Origin of the sequence: Streptomyces sp. NRRL S-340 (assembly GCF_000720185.1) — a bacterium.
GTDB lineage: Bacteria > Actinomycetota > Actinomycetes > Streptomycetales > Streptomycetaceae > Streptomyces.
In genome coordinates this window covers 124,384-144,886 of record NZ_JOIY01000001.1, presented here as the reverse complement: position 1 = coordinate 144,886, position 20,503 = coordinate 124,384, and the positions used below count along the sequence as shown (strand labels likewise).

At 71.9% G+C, this 20,503-nt stretch carries 20 protein-coding genes and 1 tRNA gene; 10 read left to right on the top strand and 11 right to left on the bottom strand.

Annotation, left to right across the window (positions count from 1 at the left end):
- Positions 1 to 173: 173 nt before the first annotated feature.
- Positions 174 to 1,043 (top strand): hypothetical protein, encoded by an 870-nt coding sequence (locus IG64_RS00600; protein WP_037850609.1) that lies wholly within the window; start codon positions 174 to 176, stop codon positions 1,041 to 1,043.
- Between the two features lie 169 nt (positions 1,044 to 1,212).
- On the opposite strand, the gene IG64_RS00595 is transcribed toward IG64_RS00600, so the two are convergent.
- From IG64_RS00595 to IG64_RS00585, 3 genes are all read right to left on the bottom strand, one after another.
- Positions 1,213 to 1,286: transfer RNA gene (locus IG64_RS00595), tRNA-Pro, on the bottom strand.
- Between the two features lie 33 nt (positions 1,287 to 1,319).
- A complete protein-coding gene (locus IG64_RS00590; RefSeq protein WP_037850606.1) occupies positions 1,320 to 2,081 on the bottom strand; it encodes a Pr6Pr family membrane protein in 762 nt (253 codons plus the stop codon).
- Positions 2,082 to 2,814: 733 nt separating this feature from the next.
- Positions 2,815 to 3,741, bottom strand: coding sequence for a metallophosphoesterase (locus tag IG64_RS00585; protein WP_037850604.1), 927 nt, complete (start codon positions 3,739 to 3,741; stop codon positions 2,815 to 2,817).
- A 459-nt stretch (positions 3,742 to 4,200) separates the two neighbouring features.
- Here IG64_RS00585 and IG64_RS00580 point away from each other — a divergent pair, with 459 nt between their 5' ends.
- Positions 4,201 to 4,665, top strand: a complete 465-nt coding sequence (locus IG64_RS00580) for a GatB/YqeY domain-containing protein (RefSeq protein ID WP_037850601.1) — start codon at positions 4,201 to 4,203, stop codon at positions 4,663 to 4,665.
- Positions 4,666 to 4,842: 177 nt separating this feature from the next.
- On the opposite strand, the gene IG64_RS00575 is transcribed toward IG64_RS00580, so the two are convergent.
- The gene (locus IG64_RS00575) at positions 4,843 to 7,125 is read right to left on the bottom strand and encodes a transglycosylase domain-containing protein (RefSeq protein ID WP_037850599.1); all 2,283 of its coding nucleotides are present in this window, start codon (positions 7,123 to 7,125) and stop codon (positions 4,843 to 4,845) included.
- A 536-nt stretch (positions 7,126 to 7,661) separates the two neighbouring features.
- Here IG64_RS00575 and wblA point away from each other — a divergent pair.
- Positions 7,662 to 8,000, top strand: coding sequence for a transcriptional regulator WblA (gene wblA / locus IG64_RS00570; protein WP_037850597.1), 339 nt, complete (start codon positions 7,662 to 7,664; stop codon positions 7,998 to 8,000).
- Between the two features lie 121 nt (positions 8,001 to 8,121).
- Here wblA and IG64_RS00565 read toward each other — a convergent pair whose 3' ends face one another.
- Together IG64_RS00565 and IG64_RS00560 are read right to left on the bottom strand one after the other, a co-directional pair.
- On the bottom strand, positions 8,122 to 9,603 hold the full coding sequence (locus IG64_RS00565) for an ArsA family ATPase (RefSeq protein ID WP_037850594.1): 1,482 nt from the start codon (positions 9,601 to 9,603) through the stop codon (positions 8,122 to 8,124).
- On the bottom strand, positions 9,600 to 10,586 hold the full coding sequence (locus IG64_RS00560; protein WP_037850592.1) for an ArsA family ATPase: 987 nt from the start codon (positions 10,584 to 10,586) through the stop codon (positions 9,600 to 9,602). The genes IG64_RS00565 and IG64_RS00560 overlap by 4 nt, the downstream gene beginning before the upstream one ends.
- A gap of 290 nt (positions 10,587 to 10,876) precedes the next feature.
- Here IG64_RS00560 and IG64_RS39945 point away from each other — a divergent pair, with 290 nt between their 5' ends.
- From IG64_RS39945 to IG64_RS00545, 4 genes are all read left to right on the top strand, one after another.
- Positions 10,877 to 11,035: a DUF4177 domain-containing protein gene (locus IG64_RS39945; protein WP_086024262.1), complete on the top strand. Its 159-nt coding sequence runs from the start codon at positions 10,877 to 10,879 to the stop codon at positions 11,033 to 11,035.
- On the top strand, positions 11,032 to 11,496 hold the full coding sequence (locus IG64_RS00555) for a RidA family protein (RefSeq protein ID WP_037850590.1): 465 nt from the start codon (positions 11,032 to 11,034) through the stop codon (positions 11,494 to 11,496). Before IG64_RS39945 ends, IG64_RS00555 begins: the two co-directional genes overlap by 4 nt.
- A gap of 89 nt (positions 11,497 to 11,585) precedes the next feature.
- Entirely contained in the window at positions 11,586 to 12,458 is an 873-nt protein-coding gene (locus IG64_RS00550) for an NUDIX hydrolase (protein WP_037850588.1), read from the top strand.
- Positions 12,459 to 12,606: 148 nt separating this feature from the next.
- The gene (locus IG64_RS00545; protein WP_037850586.1) at positions 12,607 to 13,437 is read left to right on the top strand and encodes an MBL fold metallo-hydrolase; all 831 of its coding nucleotides are present in this window, start codon (positions 12,607 to 12,609) and stop codon (positions 13,435 to 13,437) included.
- A 91-nt stretch (positions 13,438 to 13,528) separates the two neighbouring features.
- Here the strand turns inward: IG64_RS00545 and IG64_RS00540 are convergent, their stop codons facing one another.
- Positions 13,529 to 14,278: a nucleotidyltransferase domain-containing protein gene (locus IG64_RS00540; protein WP_037850584.1), complete on the bottom strand. Its 750-nt coding sequence runs from the start codon at positions 14,276 to 14,278 to the stop codon at positions 13,529 to 13,531.
- Positions 14,279 to 14,358: 80 nt separating this feature from the next.
- Positions 14,359 to 15,033, bottom strand: a complete 675-nt coding sequence (locus IG64_RS00535; protein WP_009189818.1) for a Crp/Fnr family transcriptional regulator — start codon at positions 15,031 to 15,033, stop codon at positions 14,359 to 14,361.
- Between the two features lie 274 nt (positions 15,034 to 15,307).
- Between IG64_RS00535 and nth the strand changes: the two genes are divergently transcribed.
- The 3 genes from nth to IG64_RS00520 all read left to right on the top strand — a co-directional run bounded on the left by nth (position 15,308) and on the right by IG64_RS00520 (position 18,622).
- A complete protein-coding gene (nth, locus tag IG64_RS00530; protein ID WP_051812187.1) occupies positions 15,308 to 16,384 on the top strand; it encodes an endonuclease III in 1,077 nt (358 codons plus the stop codon).
- Between the two features lie 175 nt (positions 16,385 to 16,559).
- The gene (locus IG64_RS00525) at positions 16,560 to 17,282 is read left to right on the top strand and encodes an NUDIX hydrolase (protein ID WP_037850583.1); all 723 of its coding nucleotides are present in this window, start codon (positions 16,560 to 16,562) and stop codon (positions 17,280 to 17,282) included.
- A gap of 140 nt (positions 17,283 to 17,422) precedes the next feature.
- On the top strand, positions 17,423 to 18,622 hold the full coding sequence (locus IG64_RS00520) for a MarP family serine protease (protein WP_037850582.1): 1,200 nt from the start codon (positions 17,423 to 17,425) through the stop codon (positions 18,620 to 18,622).
- Positions 18,623 to 18,705: 83 nt separating this feature from the next.
- Here the strand turns inward: IG64_RS00520 and IG64_RS41810 are convergent, their stop codons facing one another.
- From IG64_RS41810 to IG64_RS00510, 3 genes are all read right to left on the bottom strand, one after another.
- Entirely contained in the window at positions 18,706 to 18,885 is a 180-nt protein-coding gene (locus tag IG64_RS41810; protein WP_078883684.1) for a hypothetical protein, read from the bottom strand.
- A 158-nt stretch (positions 18,886 to 19,043) separates the two neighbouring features.
- Complete coding sequence (locus tag IG64_RS00515) at positions 19,044 to 19,994, bottom strand: alpha/beta fold hydrolase (protein ID WP_037850581.1); 951 nt, start codon at positions 19,992 to 19,994, stop codon at positions 19,044 to 19,046.
- Positions 19,991 to 20,485, bottom strand: a complete 495-nt coding sequence (locus IG64_RS00510) for a phage holin family protein (RefSeq protein ID WP_037850580.1) — start codon at positions 20,483 to 20,485, stop codon at positions 19,991 to 19,993. The genes IG64_RS00515 and IG64_RS00510 overlap by 4 nt, the downstream gene beginning before the upstream one ends.
- Between the last annotated feature and the right edge of the window lie 18 nt (positions 20,486 to 20,503).

Below are 20,503 nucleotides of genomic sequence, written 5' to 3'. Positions count from 1 at the left end.
TCACCTCACCACAACCCGTATGAGAAGAGTTCATCCCCGGTTTGTGACGAGCTGACGCTGACCAGCCTGGCAGATGGAACGCGCACGGAATGGCATTTCATGATTTTACGTGCGCACAGTCTAGAAACGGGCGAAAACTGGGTGCTCCAAGTCGAGTAGGGGAAAGGAGCACCATGCAGAACCGAGCGCTCGGGCTCGTGCCCGAGAAGGGTCGTGACCAGGACTGGGCGCCCGGGATGATGCGCGCACATGACGCCTGGGCGCTGGAGCTGTCCGTTCTGATGGACACGATGAACGCACGGGCAGTCGCGATCGACCTGGGACAGCAAGGCATGCAGGCTGCACTGACCGTCGTCTCGGGGCGGCTCTGCGTGCTGTTGCGGCCCGGCCTGAGCGAGCAGGAGACGGCGGTCGCCATCAGGTCGCTGCTCGGCCGTTACATTCACCGGCCTGCCTCTCTCCTGACTCTTTGGCCGGAGACAGGTGGGCAAGGCGTGGTGGTGAAGGAACCAGATGACGCCTCGGACTGGGGGCGGGGGGACCCGCCAGAGGTGCCAGCTGACGTTCTGCCTCTGTACGAGGCCGGAAACTGGGCACCAAAGGACGGATGGCGGAGCGACGACGAGGTGTGGGAGAACCTGAAGCAGTTCACCGCCGACCACCTCAAGGGCGTCGTGGAGTACATTCCCGAGCACATGAATCCCCTGCCCGACGGGCTGGGCGCAGTTGTCGCCGCCGGGTACGACGGTGAGGGGCTGGCTCATCCGCTGGTGTTCCTCCGCGGCGATCTGCCCGCGGGTCTGCGCGTCGACCTCCTCGGCTTTTCCATCGCGCTGGCCGTCGGTGCCGATCGCGGCGGTCGGGAACCCGATGAGAACGGCATCTTCTACGTCGGTACGGACGCGGGGCCGGTGGGCGGCCCTGGGGTCGCACTTCTCGGAGCTCTGATGGTCCAGCGCTTGGGGCGCCGTCCGGGCGACTGCGACTTCAGGCTTCTCGATCCACCGGAGGAAGTCGGCCGGGGGCAGGAGTCGGCCGCTTGAACCTGAGTCGACTGCGCTCGGAGGTGTCGGGCTTCTGAGGAGCGTCACCAGCGCTCCCTTGGGAGCCGGATTCCGGGGTTGGCTCCCAAACGGCTCCCAAAAGATGCCCAGAAACGATCAGGGGCCCGACCCGCTAAGCGGATCAGGCCCCTGACCTGGTACTTCTCTGTCGGGGTGGCGGGATTTGAACCCACGACCTCTTCGTCCCGAACGAAGCGCGCTGCCAAGCTGCGCTACACCCCGATGTCACTGCTTGTCGCGGCGACGACGTTTACTTTAGCCCACCGGGGGCCTGAGACGAAATCCGGTTTTCGTGCGGCGGCGGACCGGGTTCGGGCGGGCGTGGTCGAGGGCGACCAGGAGGAGGGCGAGGGCGTAGAAGGAGAGGCCCAGGAGGAGGGCGTTGGCCAGGACGTGTTTGTAGCCGTGCCGGCCGACGTCCAGGAACGCGTACAGGTAGCGGTGCGCGGAGCCCGCCGGGAGCAGTTCGCCGCGGGTCAGGGAGAAGGCCAGGTAGGCCAGGGGGTAGAGCAGCCAGGGTGCGGCCTGGCGCAGGTGGAGGCGGGCCGGAGTGGTCAGTACGAGCCAGTCCAGGAGGACGGCGGCGGGGATCACCGTGTGGAGGAGCCGGCCGGCCACCGACTGCCAGAGCGGGTGGCTGCCGGGGGAGTCCGTGATCGAGAACGGCGGGGACGCCTCGGTCAGCAGCAGGTGGTAGACCAGTGCCGCCATGGTGACGTAGAGCACGGACGCGCCGGTCAGGGCCGCCGGTGCGGGGCGGCGGGCGGTCCAGGCCCTGCGGGCCGAGAGGACGAGGGCCAGGACGAGCACGAGGGTGCTCTGGATCGCGAAGTGGCTCAGGACGTGCAGCGGCGGGCCGACGATCATCTCGGCCGTCACCGCTGCCGCAGCCGCCGCGGCGACCAGGAGGCGGTAGACCGCGGTCCACGGGCGGCGTACGGGCGTCACGACAGCGGTCGCGGGGACGATGGAGGGCGCCAGTGCCGTGATGCCCGGGATCGCGGGGAGATCCGGCATGTCCCGGGGGATCGAGGGCGTCGCGGACGCCGCGGGTGTGGCGGGTGCCGAGTCCGGCGAGGGGGCCGGGGCGGCCGGAGGCGGCGACGGTATCGGGGGTATCGGCGCGGTCATGCCCTCACCGTAGGAAGTGAGGGCGTAATGGGCGATGCGGGTGGTCTATGTGGGTTACGGGCGGATTGTTCCTGTCGGTGGAGTGAGTCCGCGCGGGTTCGGTTCCTGGGTGGGTTCCCTGAGGTGGTCCCGGGCCCTGGGGGGCTCCTGGGGCGGGCTCCCTGGGCGGGTCTCCCGGGGGGAGCCTTGCGGGGGAGCCCCTGGGATTGAGTGTGCCCCTTGTTCGGGGTGCCCTCGGGAGGATCGGGGTGCCCTCGGCTGCCCTCGGGTGGAAGGGCGGCCGCAGGCGGGTGTCCGGCACCCCCGCGATCCCGCCCCCGGGTGCCACTCAGGGCGCCCCTCCAGGCGTCCCCGCCCCGGACATTCCATCCGAGGGCACCTCTCCAGGCGCCGCCTCCGTCCCCGGCGCCCCGCTCACCGCCGCCCCAGACGACCCGCCGCCCGCTCACCGCTCCCCCCCCAGGCGCTCCGCCCCCCAGCGCACGCCCTCCCGACTGCCCGGGCTTCCTCCAGCCCCCCGGCCCACCGCTGCCTCCAGGCGCTCCGCCCCACAGCGAGCACCCTCCCGACTGCCCGGGCTTCCCCCGCCCTCGCCCCCGCCCTCGGCCCCCCGGCCCCGTCAGTCCCGGCCCACCAGTGTCAGCAGCGTGGCCTCCGGTGGGCAGGCGAAGCGGACCGGGGTGTAGCGGTTGGTGCCGCAGCCGGCCGAGACGTGCAGGTAGGACGTGTGGCCCTCGGACGTGTGGGTGGACAGGCCCTTGACCCGGTCGGTGTCCAGGTCGCAGTTGGTGACCAGGGCGCCGTAGAAGGGGATGCAGAGCTGGCCGCCGTGGGTGTGGCCGGCCAGGATCAGGGGGTAGGCGTCGGCCGTGAAGGCGTCCAGGACGCGCAGGTAGGGCGCGTGCACCACGCCCATGGAGAAGTCCGCGTCGCCGGACGGGCCGCCGGCCACGCGGGCGTAGCGGTCCCGCTTGATGTGCGGGTCGTCCAGGCCGGTCAGTTCCACCGAGACGCCCTCGACCTTCAGGGTGCCGCGGGTGTTCGTCAGGTTGAGCCAGCCCGCCGCGTCGAAGCCGTCGCGCAGGTCCTCCCACGGGTTGTGGACGGCGCCGACCGCGGGCGCGTTGCCGTTGAGGCCGTGGCGTCCGCTCGCCTTCTCCAGCAGGTAGCGCGCCGGATTGCGCAGCTTGGGGCCGTAGTAGTCGTTGGAGCCGAAGACGTAGGCGCCCGGGAACTCCATCAGCGGGCCGAGCGCGTCCAGGACCTCCGGCACACCCTCCGGGTCGGAGAGGTTGTCCCCCGTGTTGATCACGAAGTCCGGGCGCAGACCGGCGAGCGAGCGCAGCCAGCGCTGCTTCTTGCGCTGGCCGCCGACCATGTGGATGTCCGAGACCTGCAGGACGCGCAGCGGGCGCATACCGGAGGGCAGGGCCGGGACCGTCACCCGCCGCAGGCGGAAGGAGCGGGCTTCGAATCCCGCCGAGTAGAGGAGACCGGCGGTCGCGACCGCCGTGATGCCCAGGGGTACTCCGTATCGCGCGCGCATGTGTCCATCGTCTCAAAACCCTGCCGTGCCGCGGAAATCAGCCGTGGGGCGGGGCGGATGGCGGCGTACGCCGGTGTGCGTGTGTACGTCCTCGTGAGCGGTCGTACGCCGCCGTCCTGCGTCGTGGCATCGGCACCCAGTCGGTGTGGTGGGACCCGCGTCCGGTCGGCGGGATGAGACCGCGCCCCGCCGATGGGGTGAGACCGCGCCCCGGTCGGTGGGGTGAGACCGCGCCCCGGTCGGTGGGGTGAGATCGCGTCCGGTCGGTGTACGAGACCGGCACCCACTCGCCGCGTGGGATCGGCACCGGCTCGCGGCGTGGGATCGGCGTCCCGTCGCCGCGTGGGATCGGCGCGCGCCGGTGTGTGGGGTCGGCGCGCAACGGTGTGTGGGATCGGCGCGCGCCGGTGCGTGAAATCGGCGCGCGTCGGGCCCGGCGTACCTGCGACAATCAACTTCATGACCACGCTCAAGTCGAAGCTGCACGAAGACCTCAACGCCTCGATCAAGGAGCGCGACGAGCTGCGCTCCTCGACGCTCCGGCTGACGCTCGCCGCGATCACCAAGGAGGAGGTCGCGGGCAAGGAGAAGCGTGAGCTGTCCGACGACGAGGTCCTCAAGGTGATCACCAAGGAGGCCAAGAAGCGTCGTGAGGCGGCCGAGGCCTTCGCGCAGGGCGGTCGTACGGAGTCGGCCGAGCGGGAGCGGGCGGAGGGTGAGGTGCTCGCGGCGTACCTGCCCAAGCAGCTCTCCGACGACGAGCTGAACACGATCGTCGCCCAGGCCGTCGAGGAGGCCAGGGCGTCCGGTGCGGAGGGGCCGCGGGCCATGGGCGCGGTCATGAAGATCGTGAACCCGAAGGTCGCGGGGCAGGCCGAGGGCGGCCGTGTCGCCGCCGTGGTCAAGAAGCTGCTGGCCGGCTGAGACCGGAAGGGGCAGAGACAGGGCCAGGGCTTCACCGGCCCGGAATCCCCCTGGATACGTCGCTGAATGCGAATGCGAAGAGGGGCGCCCGGCTGTCTGCCGGGCGCCCCTCTTCTGCCTTCTTCTGCCTTCTTCTTCCGTTCGCTCTACGTACGCCGGCGTGCGCCGGCGGCACCGTCAGCCGTGCTGTCCGCCGTTGCCGTTCCCGTGCGTGCCGCCGCCCTGGCCCTGGATGAAGCCGCCGGGGAATCCGGGGAGACCGGTGCCGCCGGGGAGGCCGCCGCCGTTGCCGCCGTCACCTCCGCCTCCCCGTCGGCCTTTTCCCTTGTCACGGCCTTTTCCCTGGTCGTGCTGCTTGCCCTTGTCCTGGTCCTGGTTCTTGCCCTTGTCGGCGTCCGGGATGTCGACGAGGTTGAAGGACGGGGCGGGCTTGCCCTGGAGGGCGCCCGTCATCGCGTCCCGCCAGATCGGCCCGGGCACGTCGGCGCCGTAGACCAGGCCGTGCAGCACACCGCCGATGCGGATGTCGGTCATCTTGACCTTCTGGGTGGCGCTGCCGACCCACACCGCACCCGCCAGGTTCGGCGTGTAGCCGACGAACCAGGCGTTCTTGCGTTCGTCCGTCGTACCCGTCTTACCGGCGTTGTCGCGGTCGGAGAGGCCGGCCTGCTGGCCGGTACCGGAGTCGATCACGCCTTGCAGCAGCGTGTTCACGGTGTCCGCGGTCTTCTCGCTCATCGCGCGCGTGCAGGTCGTCTTCGGGACGGCCAGCGGCTTCTCCTGGCCGCCGATCTTCTGCGTGATCGACTCGATGGCGACCGGGGTGCAGTAGGTGCCGCGCGAGGCGAACGTGGCGTAGGCGCCGGCCATCGTCAGCGGCGAGATGCCGACCGCGCCGAGCGCGATGGAGGGGGCCTGCGGCAGCTTCTTGCCGTCACCCTGCACCACGTGCAGCTTGTCGGTCATCGTGGTCACCGGGCAGAGGCCGATCTCGGAGATCATCTGCACGAAGTAGGTGTTGACCGACCTCGCCATGGCCTCCTTCATGGCGTACGGGCCGTGCTCGGAGGTGCTCTCGTTCTCCACGTTGTCGTGGTACGTGTTCACCCAGCGCTTGCCGTCGCACGCCTGGACCGGGCTCGGGTACGGCATCTTGTACGGCGACGAGTACTCCTGGGTGGGCGGTTTGCCGCCCTCGATCGCCGCCGCCGCCACGAACGGCTTGAACGTCGAACCGGTCGGGAAGCCGTAGTTCGAGCCGCCCGCGTCGCTGCCGACCGAGTAGTTGATCTCGGTCTCGTTCTTCCCGTAGCCGTACGGCTTGGACTGGCCCATCGCGATGATCTTGCCGGTGCCCGGCTGGACCAGCACGGCCGCCGACGCGACGGGGTCCGACTGGTAGATGTGCTGCTTGAGCGAGGCCTGCACCGACGCCTGGGCCTGCGGGTCCAGGGTGGTGCGGATGGTCAGGCCGCCCTGGTTCCAGATCTTGGCCCGCTCGGCGCGGGTCTTGCCGAAGACCGGCTCGTTCAGGAAGACCTTCTCGACGTACTTGCAGAAGAAGGCCGAGTCCTTGACCGCCGTGATGCAGCCGTTGCGCGGACGGGTGACCTTCAGTTCCAGCGGCGCCTTCTTGGCCTTGTCGGCCTCGGCCTGCGAGATGTCCCCGACCTCGGCCATGCGCTGCAGCACGGTGTTGCGCCGCTTGGTGGCCTCGGCCTCGTCGTTGACCGGGTCGTAGCGGCTCGGCGACTGGACGACGCCGGCCAGCAGCGCCGCCTCGGGGAGCGTGAGGTCCTTGGCGTGCTTGGAGAAGTAGCGCTGGGAGGCGGCCTCGATGCCGTAGGCCTGCTCACCGAAGAAGGTGATGTTCAGGTAGTTCTCGAGGATGCGCTGCTTGCCGAGATCCTGCTCGACCTGGATCGCGTACTTCAGTTCCTTGATCTTGCGGCCGAGGGTCTGCTGGGTGGCCTGCGCGACCTTCGTCGGGTCGTCGCCGGCCTCCTCCACGAAGACGTTCTTCACGTACTGCTGGGTGAGGGTGGAGGCGCCCTGGGCGACCCCGCCGCTCGTCGCGTTCTTGTTGAGCGCGCGCAGCACGCCCTTCAGGTCGATCGCGCCGTGCTGGTAGAAGCGCGAGTCCTCGATCGCGACGATCGCCTTCTGCATGTACGGCGAGATGTCCTTCAGCTCCACCACCGTGCGGTCACGGGAGTAGACCTGGGCGAGCTGGTTGCCCTCGGCGTCCAGGATGGTGGTGCGCTGACTGAGCGGCGGACGCTTGAGGTTGGCCGGGATGTCGTCGAACCCCTGGACCGACCCCTTGGCCGCGAGGCCCAGTGCGCCGGCCGCGGGCAACGCGATACCGGCCAGCACCGCTCCGGCGAGCACACTGACACCGAGGAACTTGGCGGCCTGCTGCGTTGGCGACTCGCCACCGCCCGAGCGCTTCTTTGGCATGGGGGCAGCCTACGTTCTCATTCGCCGGACACGCGTATATGCCTTGGCCTAAGCTGCTCTCGGCTGTCACAGCGGTACGTCCATGTATCCATACGTCCGGTGATCCCGAAACGTTCCGGACCCGTGCGGTTTTCTCCACGAGTTTCGCCATCAGGCCGGTTTTCGAGGCGTGTCGGTGCCTGTCGGGCGGTGGGGGGCGGTGGTGCCGGGGTGTACCGGGTGGTCCGGGCGGGTGCTGCCGTGCCGGCGGGCGGCGGAAAGTGCGGGGAACGCGTGCCCGGAATCGCCTTGTGTGTGACGCGACGTCCGGTGTGCCGCAAGGGAACTGCCCTGTTGTGCCAGGAAAAGTCGCGGATGTCGCCAGCTCACTCCCCCGGGTGATCTGCCGTTAACCCATAGTCCGTTCGGACCATTCAAGATTGGGCCCGCTGGGGGTGTTGCGCTGTGCCCACCTTCCGTAACGTCCTCAACTGGCGGCGGTGAATATGCCGCTGCCGCCGTGGGGGAGCCTCGATTCGGGAGAGGACGGCGCCGGTATGGGCTGGGTAACCGACTGGAGTGCGCAGGCGGCCTGCCGCACTACCGATCCGGATGAACTGTTCGTTCAAGGAGCAGCGCAGAACAGGGCCAAGGCGGTGTGCACGGGGTGCCCGGTGCGCACCGAGTGCCTCGCCGACGCGCTCGACAACCGTGTCGAGTTCGGCGTCTGGGGAGGCATGACGGAGCGGGAGCGCCGCGCACTGCTGCGCAGACGGCCGACCGTCACCTCCTGGCGGCGGCTGCTGGAGACCGCTCGCATGGAGTACGAGCGCGGTACGGGCCTCGTCTCCCTCGACGACGACGCGGTGTACGAGAGCTACGCGGCGGTGGGCTGAGGGCGTCCCGTGCACGCACGCGCCCTGTCGCGCCGCTTTCCCGGCCGCCGGACGGCCGGCCTCCACGGCCCCGGGTCCCGGGCCCCCTCGCTCCCTCCCTCAGCCACCGTCCCCGGTGCTCTCAGGCGCCCGGCTCGGGCAGTTCGCGGCGGTTGTCCGCGAGCCGTTCCCCGATGTCCCGCAGCCCCGTGAGGTCGTGCACGTCGCCGGGCAGCGCGGCCACCTCCGCGACCGCCACCTCGGGGTGCCGGGCGGCGAAGCGGTCCCGCGTGCGCTGCTCGCGCGCGAGCAACTGCATGCGCTCGGCGTGCAGCCGCAGCAGACCCGCGGTGACCTGGGCCACGGGATCGACCGGCTCGGCGGTATCGGCCCGCTCGGCGGGCGCGGAGGACTCCGCGTCCTCGGCGGACCCGGCGTGTCCGACGTGCTCGGTGGCCTCGGCGGAAGGGCCGGGCGCAGGACCGGAAGAGGCGGAACCTGAAGAAGCGGAACCTGACGAGGCAGAGCCGGAAGAGGCAGAACCGGGGGAGTCTGAACTTCCGTACGTTTCGGGAGAGTTACGAAGTCCAGCTTTCCCGTCGTCCTGATCCACAATGCGGGGCTCTTCAAGATTTTCCGCCGCTGCGAGCGCCCGTTCGGCCGACAACTGGCCGGCGCCGCTGCCGTGGACGCGGTTGAGCACCAGCCCCGCCAGCGGCATCTTCTCCGCGGCCAGCCGCTCCACGAAGTACGCCGCCTCGCGCAGCGCGTCCCGCTCCGGGGCGGCGACCACCAGGAACGCCGTCCCCGGCGCCTGGAGCAGCTTGTACGTGGCGTCCGCGCGCGTCCTGAACCCGCCGAAGGTGGTGTCCATCGCCGCCACGAACGTCTGGACGTCCTTGAGCAGCTGACCGCCGAGCAGCTTGCCGAGCGTGCCGGTCATCATCGACATGCCGACGTTCAGGAACTTCATGCCCGCGCGGCCGCCCAGCTTCGCCGGGGCGGTCAGCAGCCGGATCAGCCGGCCGTCGAGGAAGGAACCGAGCCGCTTGGGAGCGTCCAGGAAGTCCAGCGCCGAGCGCGAGGGCGGCGTGTCGACGACGATCAGGTCCCACTCGTCGCGCGCCCGCAGCTGGCCCAGCTTCTCCATCGCCATGTACTCCTGCGTGCCCGCGAAGCCCGCCGAGAGCGACTGGTAGAAGGGGTTGGCCAGGATCGCGGCGGCCCGGTCGGGGTCCGCGTGCGCCTCGACGACCTCGTCGAAGGTGCGCTTCATGTCGAGCATCATGGCGTGCAGCTCGCCGTCGCCCTCGGTGCCCTTCACCCGGCGCGGGACGTTGTCGAGGGAGTCGATGCCCATGGACTGGGCGAGCCGGCGGGCCGGGTCGATCGTGAGGACGACCACCTTGCGGCCCCGCTCGGCGGCCCGCAGTCCCAGGGCCGCCGCCGTCGTCGTCTTGCCGACCCCGCCCGAGCCGCAGCACACCACGATCCGGGTCTGCGGATCGTCGATCAGCGGGTCGACGTCCAGCACGCGCGTGTGGGCGAGGCGGCGCGCGCCGTCCTGGTGAGGGTGGCCGGAGGAACGTTCGGTCTCCCGCGCGCGGGCCGGGTCCGGGCTCATGACATCCCCTGCATTCCCTGCTTCCGCAGCTCGGTCGCCAGTTCGTACAGGCCCGCCAGGTCCATGCCCTCGGCGAGCAGCGGCAGTTCGTGCAGCGGCAGGCCCAGCTCCGTCAGGACCGACCGCTGCTCCTGCTCCAGCGCGTACCGCTCGGCGTACTCGTCGGCCTGGCCGAGCAGCGGGTCCACCAGCCGCTCGGCGTTGCCGCCGCGCCGGGCGCCGCCGAGGCCCGCGGAGGACAGCGAGCGGGCGAGCGCGGTCCGCGGCACGGTCCGTACGAGTTCCAGGTCGGCCGCGTCGAGCACCTGCGGCCGCACCATGTTCACGACGATGCGGCCCACCGGGAGCCGGGCGGCGCGCAGTTCCGCGATGCCGTCCACGGTCTCCTGGACCGGCATCTCCTCCAGCAGCGCCACCAGGTGCACGGCCGTCTCGGCCGACTTCAGCACCCGCATCACCGCCTGCGCCTGATTGTGTATCGGGCCGATCTTGGCCAGCCCGGCCACCTCGTCGTTGACGTTGAGGAAGCGGGTGATGCGGCCGGTCGGGGGCGCGTCCATCACGACGTAGTCGTAGGCGAACCGCCCGCTCCTGTCCTTGCGCCGCACCGCCTCGCACGCCTTGCCGGTCAGCAGGACGTCCCGGACGCCGGGCGCGATGGTGGTCGCGAAGTCGATGGCGCCGAGTTTCTTCAGGGCCCGCCCCGCGCTGCCCAGCTTGTAGAACATCTGGAGGTAGTCCAGCAGTGCCAGTTCGGGGTCTATGGCGAGTGCGTACACCTCCCCGCCCCCGGGGGCGACGGCGATCTTGCGTTCCTCATAGGGCAGCGCCTCCGTTTCGAAGAGCTGTGCGATGCCCTGGCGGCCCTCGACCTCGACGAGGAGCGTCCGCTTCCCCTTCGTGGCCAGGGCCAGCGCGAGGGCTGCGGCGACCGTGGTCTTTCCGGTCCCGCCCTTGCCGCTGACGACCTGGAGCCTGCTCACGCCTTCGAGCCTAACCAGTCCGCGCTCGGGTCACGCGGGAGGCTGTGGACAACCGCATCCGCTGTGGCGTCCCGGAGCCCGTCGCCCGTGCGTCCCGGAGCCCGTCACCCAGGCGTCGCGGTGGCCGTGACCCGGGCGCCGCAGGGGCCGTGGTGCCCCGCCCCTGGAGCCCCTGGCGTCGTCGTGGGCGGCCGTCTCTCCGGCGGGCGGCCCAGGGCGCACGGCGGGCGGGCGAGCGGCCCGGGCGGCGCGGTCGCGGCACCGGTGACGGCAGCGGCTACAGTCGGCCCATGACCAAGTGGGAATACGCAACCGTGCCGCTGCTCGTCCACGCCACGAAGCAGATTCTGGACAACTGGGGCGAGGACGGCTGGGAGCTGGTCCAGGTGGTGCCCGGGCCCAACCCGGAGCAGCTGGTGGCCTACCTGAAGCGGGAGAAGCAGGCATGAGCGCGGTCGAGGCGAAGCTGGCCGAACTGGGCCTGACGCTGCCGGAGGTCGTGCCGCCGCTGGCCGCCTACCAGCCGGCCGTGCAGTCCGGCCCGTACGTCTACACCGCCGGCCAGCTGCCGATGGTGGACGGCAAGCTCCCGGTCACCGGCAAGGTCGGCCTCGAGGTCACCCCCGAGGAGGCCAAGGACCTGGCACGCACCTGCGCGCTGAACGCGCTCGCGGCCGTCAAGTCCGTCGCGGGCGACCTGGACCGCATCGCGCGCGTGGTGAAGGTCGTGGGCTTCGTCGCCTCGGCGACGGACTTCACCGGCCAGCCCGGCGTCGTCAACGGCGCCAGCGAGCTGCTGGGCGAGGTCCTGGGCGACAAGGGCGTGCACGCGCGCAGCGCGGTCGGTGTCGCGGTGCTGCCGCTGGACGCGCCCGTCGAGGTCGAGATCCAGGTCGAACTGGCTCCCTGAGCCGGCACCGGCCGGCCGGCGGTTCCCTGACCTCGGGCATCTCTCCGGCACCTCTCGAACATTCGCGCGCCACGGGATAGCCTCCGGCCATGGCGAATGGGCAGTGGTTCCCCCCGGACTGGCCGGACCGCGTCCGCGCGCTCGCGGACGGCACCCTCACCCCGGTCGCGCCCAGGCGTGCGGCCACCGTCATGCTCCTGCGGGACACCGGTACCGGCCCCGCCGTGCACATGCTGCGCAGACGCGCCTCCATGGCCTTCGCCGGAGGCGCGTACGCGTATCCGGGCGGTGGTGTCGACCCGCGCGACGACGACCAGCAGGTGCGCTGGGCGGGTCCCACGCGCGCGTGGTGGGCCGGCCGGCTCGGTGTGGACGACGCGGCGGCCCAGGCGATCGTCTGCGCGGCCGTCCGCGAGACGTACGAGGAGGCGGGCGTCCTGCTCGCCGGGCCGGGCCCCGACTCGGTCGTCGGTGACACCACGGGCGCCGACTGGGAGACCGACCGCGCCGCCCTGGTCGCGCGGGAACTCTCCTTCGCCGAGTTCCTCGACCGCCGCGGCCTGACCCTGCGCTCGGACCTGCTGGGCGCCTGGACGCGGTGGATCACGCCCGAGTTCGAACCCCGCCGCTACGACACGTGGTTCTTCGTGGCCGCCCTCCCGGAGGGGCAGCGGACCCGCAACGCCTCCACGGAGGCCGACCGCACGGTGTGGATCCGGCCTGCGGACGCGCTCTCCGGATACGACGAGGGCGAGCTGCTGATGATGCCGCCGACCGTCGCCACCCTGCGTCAGCTCCTTCCCTTCGGCAGCCCCGCGCAGGTGCTGAAGGCGGCGGGGGAGCGGGACCTGACCCCCGTGCTCGCGCGGGCCCGCCCGGTGGACGGCGAGGTCGTCCTGTCCTGGCCGGGCCACGACGAGTTCACCTTGCGCATCCCGGTCGGCGGGGCGGCGTCCGCATGACCGCGCCCAGGCCCCGGCCCGCGTCCGGCCTCCGGCTCCGGCGCCCGTCGCGCCCGCGGCCCCGGTGCGCGTCCTGTCCGTGCCCCGGGCCGGGTCCCGGCCCCCGCCTCCGGCTCCGTACGGCCGACGCCCAGGAAGGTCCCCTCGCATGACGGACGCAGCAGCGCTCCCCGGCCGGCCCCGCGGCGGTGTCCTGTCCGGTCCCGCCACCCCACGGGCGGTCAACGTCCTCGCGCCCAACGCCTCCGCGATGACCCTGGACGGCACCAACACCTGGATCCTCTCCGAGCCCGACTCGGAACTGGCGGTGGTGGTCGACCCGGGCCCTCTCGACGAGGGCCACCTGCGCACCGTCGTCGGCACCGCAGAGGAGGCGGGCAAGCGCATCGCCCTGACCCTGCTGACCCACGGGCACCCCGACCACGCGGAGGGCGCCGCCCGCTTCGCCGAGCTGACCGGCACGCGCGTGCGCGCGCTGGATCCGGCCCTGCGGCTGGGCGACGAGGGTCTCGGGGCAGGGGAGGTGATCCGGGTCGGCGGCCTGGAGCTGAGGGTCGTACCGACGCCCGGCCACACCGCGGACTCCCTGTGCTTCCACCTCCCGGCCGACCGGGCGGTGCTCACCGGTGACACCGTCCTGGGCCGCGGTACGACGGTCGTGGCCCACCCCGACGGCCGGCTCGGCGACTACCTGGACTCGCTGCGGCGTCTGCGGTCCCTCACGGTCGACGACGGGGTGCACACGGTCCTGCCGGGCCACGGCCCGGTCCTGGAGGACGCCCAGGGCGCGGTCGAGTACTACCTGGCGCACCGCGCCCACCGGCTGGCCCAGGTCGAGACGGCCGTCGAGGACGGCCACCGCCGCCCGGCCGACGTCGTCGCGCACGTGTACGCCGACGTGGACCGCTCCCTGTGGCCGGCGGCCGAGCTGTCGGTACGGGCCCAGCTCGACTACCTGGAGGAGCACGGGCTCATCTAGGCCCGCTCGGCGGACGCGGCTCCCCTCCCGGCACTGGCTCATCCGGCGCCGGCTCCTCCGGAGCGGGCCCGGCTCCTGGCTCGGGGCCGGCTCAGGGGCGGGGTGCCTTGACGCCGTGCACGCGCGCGTACTCCCCGGCGAGCCAGGGGCCGAGGTCGTCGGCGTAGGCGCGCAGCAGGGCGAGGTCACCGACGGGCTCGTACCCGCGCACGGCCGCCGCGGTCATCTGCGCGGCCCGCGCCGGGTAGTACGTCCCGAAGGCGGCGGCCATCTCGTGCAGGTCGCTGGTCCAGCCCTGCCAGCGGCCCATCACCAGCGTGAAGCCGGTCCGGACGAGGTGGCGGGACATGAACCGGACCAGGGGCCTGCGGGCCTCCTCGGTTTCCCCGGCCGCGGCGATCCGTTCCCGCCACCGGGGCAGGATCAGGGCCAGGTCCCCGTTGGTCTCGCGGGCGAGCAGCGGGTCGTCCGGCCGGTAGCGGGGCAGACGGGCGGCGAGATCGTCCCCGAGCAGCGGCGTGCACAGGCAGGCGACGAACCAGCCCAGGTCGTGGCGCTCCAGGTCGCTCAGCAGCCGCTCCCGGCCGTGGAGGAGCGTGCCGACGCCGTCGATCTGCGGGAACTCCTGATCGAGGGCCGCGCCGAGGGCCCGCGCCTCCTGCCGGTCGGTGTCGCTCGGCTCGTCGTGCAGTGCGACCAGCAGGTCCAGGTCGCTGCGGCCCGCGCGCGCGGTGCCGCGGGGGATCGAGCCGTAGAGGTACGCGCTGTGCAACCGCGGCCCGTAGAGGCGGGGCAGCCGGTGGCGGGCCGCCTCGACGACGGGACGGAACACGGCGGGCACGCACGCGAGAGACCCTTCGCGCGCGATGTGCCCCTGCGGGGTGAGGCCCTTGCCCGGGGCGGCTCGCGGCCCCGGTCTGCTCAGCGCGACCTCTTGGCCAGCCGCTCCACGTCGAGCAGGATGACCGCACGCGCCTCCAGGCGGAGCCAGCCGCGCTGGGCGAAGTCGGCCAGGGCCTTGTTGACCGTCTCGCGGGACGCGCCGACCAGCTGGGCCAGCTCCTCCTGCGTCAGGTCGTGCACCACGTGGATGCCCTCCTCGGACTGCACCCCGAAGCGGCGGGACAGGTCCAGCAGGGCGCGGGCGACACGGCCCGGCACGTCGGAGAAGACCAGGTCGGACATCTGGTCGTTGGTCTTGCGCAGGCGGCGGGCGACGGCGCGCAGCAGGGCGCCGGCCACCTCCGGCCGTACGTTCAGCCAGGGCTGGAGGTCGCCGTGGCCCAGGGCGAGCAGCTTGACCTCGGTCAGCGCCGTCGCGGTGGCGGTGCGCGGGCCCGGGTCGAACAGCGACAGCTCACCGATCAGCTCACCGGGGCCCACGACGGCCAGCATGTTCTCGCGGCCGTCGGGGGACGTGCGGTGCAGCTTGACCTTGCCCTCGGTGACCACGTAGAGGCGGTCGCCCGGGTCGCCCTCGTGGAACAACGAGTCGCCACGGGCGAGAGTCACCTCCGTCATGGAGGCGCGAAGCTCCGCGGCCTGCTCGTCGTCGAGCGCCGCGAAGAGCGGATTGCGCCGCAGAACGTCGTCCACGAGTTCTCTCCTTGTCGACCTGCTCAGGGGATCTTGCTCCCCCGTCGCCAGGGGACCGTGTTCCCCATTTTGCCGGACGGTCCAAACAGTGTGATCTGTCACAAGGATGCCGTACAGGTGTCCCGGGGTACGCGGCAGGGGTCCAATCGGGCGCCGATCTTCGGGGCCCGGGGCGGATGTCGGTGCCGGGCCGTAGGCTGGCCGGGTGTCCGAATCGCCGGTGAGAGCACAGGCCTAGGGGGCTGGGCGGGTGGTTGTACGTAAGGATTCCGCTGTGGGCGAACAGGAGCCCGACGGCGGTGGGAACGCGGCGGAAGCGGCGCGGAAGGCGCCGTCGAAACCGGCGAGGAGGGCGGCCGGCGCGAAGAGGTCCGCCGTCGGCGCCGCCGGCGCGAAAAGGAGCGCGAAGAAGACCTCCGCGAAGGCCGCGGGCGGCACGAAGGGCACCCCCGCAGGGAAGCCCGCCGCCGTCCAGAAGGCCGCGCCCCCCAAGAAGGTGACCGCCGCCCCGGAGAAGGCCACCGCGGCCGTGCGCAAGGCGTCCCCCGTGAAGACCGTCGCCCCCGGGCCGCCGAAGGGCGAGTCCCGCACCGCCCTGGTGCGCCGGGCCCGCCGCATCAACCGCGAACTGGCCGAGGTGTACCCGTACGCCCACCCCGAACTGGACTTCGAGAACCCCTTCCAGCTGCTGGTCGCCACGGTCCTGTCCGCCCAGACCACCGACCTCCGGGTCAACCAGACGACCCCCGGCCTGTTCGCCAAGTACCCCACCCCCGAGGACCTGGCGGCCGCCGTCCCGGAGGAGGTCGAGGAGATCCTGCGCCCCACCGGTTTCTTCCGGGCCAAGACCAAGTCCGTCATGGGCCTGTCCAAGGCGCTGGTGGAGGAGTTCGGCGGCGAGGTCCCGGGCCGCCTGGAGGACCTGGTGAAGCTGCCCGGCGTCGGCCGCAAGACCGCCTTCGTCGTGCTCGGCAACGCCTTCGGCCGGCCGGGCATCACCGTCGACACCCACTTCCAGCGGCTGGTGCGGCGCTGGCGGTGGACCGAGGAGACCGACCCCGACAAGATCGAGGCGGCTGTCGGCGCGCTCTTCCCCCGCAGCGAGTGGACCATGCTCTCGCACCACGTCATCTTCCACGGCCGCCGTATCTGCCACGCCCGCAAGCCCGCCTGCGGCGCCTGCCCGATCGCCCCGCTCTGCCCGGCGTACGGGGAGGGGGAGACCGACCCGGAGAAGGCGAGGAAGCTGCTGAAGTACGAGAAGGGCGGCTTCCCGGGCCAGCGCCTCAATCCGCCGCAGGCGTACCTGGAGGCGGGCGGCAAGCCGGCACCGCCCCTGGCCGGGCGATGACCGGCGGAACGATCCCGGTGCCCTCGGGCGTTGGACACGGCAGGACGACGGCGAGGAAGGGCACGCGCACGGACGGCGACACGGGCACGGAGGCAGGTACGGACGCGGGCACAGGTCCTGGTACGGCCGCGGGTGCGGGCCGAGGGACGGGTGCGGGACCGGGGACGGGGTGGCGATGACGAGGGCGAGCGAGGCGGCGCACGGAATCCGGGCGGCCCGGCCGCAGGGCGGCCCGGTGGCGCTGAGCACGGAGGGACTACCCCCCTGGCTGGAACCGGTCGTGCGGGTCGTCGAGACGGTCCAGCCCGTGCAACTGAGCCGCTTCCTGCCCCCCGAGGACGGCGCGGGACGCCAGTCCGCCGTCCTCGTCCTCTTCGGGGAGGGCGAGCGCGGACCCGAACTGCTGCTCATGGAACGGGCGAGTTCGCTGCGCTCGCACGCCGGGCAGCCGTCCTTCCCCGGCGGCGCGCTCGACCCCGAGGACGGCGACCCGCACGGCGAGGGCCCGCTGCGGGCCGCGCTGCGCGAGGCCGAGGAGGAGACCGGACTCGACCCGGACGGCGTCCAGTTGTTCGGCGTGCTGCCCCGCCTCTACATCCCCGTCAGCGGCTTCGTCGTGACGCCCGTGCTCGGCTGGTGGCGCGAACCCAGCCCCGTGGGCGTCGTCGACCCGGCGGAGACCGCCCGCGTCTTCACGGTCCCCGTGGCGGATCTCACCAACCCCGCCAACCGGGCCACGACCGTGCACCCCAGCGGCCACCGGGGCCCGGCATTCCTGGTCGAATCGACCCTCGTGTGGGGCTTCACGGCCGGAATCATCGACCGTCTGCTCCACTACGCGGGCTGGGAGACGCCGTGGGACCGCGACAAGCAGGTCCCGCTCGACTGGCGGTCATGACAGGGTGGGCGGGTGCCGTTCGGGCCGGGACCCCCAGGACGCCGTGTCCTGGGGCCGCCGCGCGGCCGGCCGGACGACCCCGGCCGACCTGTGACCTGTGACTGTGGTGACCGGAAGACGATGAGGCGAGGCTCGACGCGGTGAACGTGCTGGACATCCTGCTGCTGGTCGCCGCCGTGTGGTTCGCGGTCGTCGGGTACCGCCAGGGATTCGTCGTCGGCATCCTGTCGGTGATCGGCTTCCTGGGCGGCGGCGTGGTCGCCGTGTACACGCTCCCGGTCATCTGGGACGCCCTGACGGACAACTCGCCCATCAGCACCACCACGGCCGTCGTCGCGGTCATCGTCGTCATCGTCTGCGCCTCGGTCGGCCAGGCGCTGACCACCCACCTCGGCAACAAGGTGCGGGTGCACATCACCTGGTCCCCGGCCCGGGCGCTGGACGCGACCGGCGGCGCCCTGGTCAACGTCCTCGCGATGCTGCTCGTCGCCTGGCTGATCGGCTCGGCCCTGGGCGGCACGACGATACCGACCCTCGGCAAGGAGGTCCGCAACTCCCGGGTGCTGCTCGGGGTCTCCCAGGTGATGCCCCAGCAGGCGGACACCTGGTTCACGGACTTCACCTCGGTCCTCGCGCAGAACGGCTTCCCGCAGGTCTTCAGCCCGTTCGCCGACGAGCCCATCACCGACGTACGGCCCCCCGACCCGGCCCTGCGGCACAGCGCGGTCGCCCACAGCGCCAAGCGCTCCGTCGTCAAGGTCGTCGGCACCGCGACCAGCTGCGGCAAGATACTGGAGGGCAGCGGCTTCGTCTTCGCCGAACGCCGCGTCATGACCAACGCGCACGTCGTCGGCGGCGTCGACGAACCCACCGTGCAGATAGGCGGCGAGGGCCGCAAGTACGACGCGAAGGTGGTGCTCTACGACTGGCACCGCGACATCGCCGTCCTCGACGTACCGGACCTGAAGGCGCCCGTGCTGCACTTCTCCGACACGGTCGCGCACAACCAGGACGGCGCGATCGTCGCCGGCTTCCCGGAGAACGGGTCGTACGACGTCCGCGCCGCGCGGGTGCGCGGGCGCATCACCGCCAACGGCCCGGACATCTACCACCGCGGCACCGTCCGCCGGGACGTCTACTCGCTCTACGCGACGGTCCGCCAGGGCAACTCCGGCGGCCCGCTGCTCACCACCGACGGCAGGGTCTACGGGGTGGTGTTCGCGAAGTCCCTCGACGACGCCGACACGGGCTACGCGCTCACGGCGCACGAGATCCAGCAGGACATCGCCAAGGGGCGCACGGCGAACCAGCAGGTGGACAGCGACCGCTGCGCGATGTGAGGCCGGCCCCGGTCGCCGGGCGGAGCCCGGTGGCAGGTCCCGGAGAGGTGCGAATCAGACGCCAAGACGGACCCGGCGACGGGTCAGCCGCGTGGATGCCGCAGGCGCACCGAGACCCAGCGGGCCCGGCGGCGCAGGATGCGCGGAATGCCGACCCTGGGGTCCGTGTCCGTCAGTTGCGGGGTCTCCCCGTGGAGGGAGCCCGGAACGCTCGCCGAACGGCGGGTGCGTGCTACGTCACTGTAGTCGTGCGTCCAGCCCATACCCCGACGTTTGCCCCGTCCAAAGGTCGATAACCGCCCGCGGGCGCCTCAATTGGCCTATGCGCCGGGCAATTGGCCGTTCGTTGGACAGGTGTTCACGTTCGGATACCGGGCGCACCGGAACCGTGACGGACCGGTCACGCAGCGAGCGGGACCGGTCACCGGTCGGGCTCGGGATCCTTCAGCCAGTTGATCAGCTCGGTCGAGAAGGCCACCGGGTCCTCCTCGTGCGGGAAGTGCCCGAGGCCGTCGAACAGCCGCCAGCGGTACGGCGCCTCCACGTACTCGCCGGAACCGGCCGCGCTGCGGGTGCGCTGCACCGGGTCCAGGGAGCCGTGCAGGTGCAGCGTGGGGACGAGCACCGGGCGCTTCATCCGGCGGTAGAACTGGATGCCGTCCGGGCGGGCCAGGGAACGCACCAGCCAGCGGTACGGCTCGACGGAGCAGTGGGCCGTCGACGGGATGCACATGGCCCTGCGGTAGGTGTCCACCACGTCCTCGTCCGGCAGCCGCGGTCCCGACCAGTCCCGTACGAGACGGGCCACCAGCGCGCCGTCGTCGGCCGTGAGCTGCCGCTCGGGGATCCACGGCCGCTGGAAGCCCCAGATGTAGGAACTCGCCGCGGTCTGCCGGGCGTCGGACAGCATCGCCGAACGCCAGCGCCGCGGATGGGGCATCGAGGCGACGGCGAGGCGCCGGACGAGCTTGGGCCGCATCGCCGCCGCCGTCCAGGCCAGGTAGCCGCCCAGGTCGTGGCCGACCAGCGCCGCGTCGGGCTCGCCGAGGGAGCGGATCACCCCGGTGATGTCCAGGGCGAGATTGGCGGGGTCGTAGCCGCGCGGTGTGCGGTCGCTGCCGCCCACGCCGCGCAGGTCCATCGCGACGGCCCTGAAGCCCGCGTCGGCGAGCGCGGTGAGCTGGTGCCGCCAGGCCCACCAGAACTGCGGGAAGCCGTGCAGCAGGAGCACCAGTGGTCCGTCACCCGCTTCGGCGATGTGGAAACGCGCGCCGTTGGCGGCGACGTCCCGGTGTGTCACCTCGCGGTCGCCGGGGATGCCGATCCGTACGACCGAGGTCGATTGCGCCGAAGGGGTGGCGGGGTCCGTCATGAGGACGAGCGTGCCACAGCTTCGATGGCCGGCGGGGTCCGGTCCTCCAGAGCGGAGGTCTCCGGGCGCTGGTGGGGCTTGGCGTTCTGGAGCACACCGGCGGTCTGCTTCATGGAGGCGGCCACCTTCTGCGGGCCCTTGCTCTTCTTGGCCTTCTTGGCGAAGACGACGCCGATCAGCCCGAGGAACCCGGCGACCAGGACGTTGGCGGCGAAGGAGAGCACGAAGCAGATCGCGAGGTTCCAGTGGCTCCAGGTCCGGATGCCGTACGCGAGCGCGAAGTTGAGCATCGGCAGCGAGAAGAGCAGAACCGCGCCGGCCACCGAGAACGCGCCGCCGCTCACCGCGCCGCGCTTGACGTCCTGCTTCAGCTGCGCCTTCGCCAACGCGATCTCGTCATGCACCAGCGCCGACATCTCCGCCGTCGCCGAGGCGAACAGCTGGCCGATGCTGCGTTCGGCGCCGACCGGGCTGCCGTCGGGTGCGCTCATCGCGGTCTCCCTCTTCTG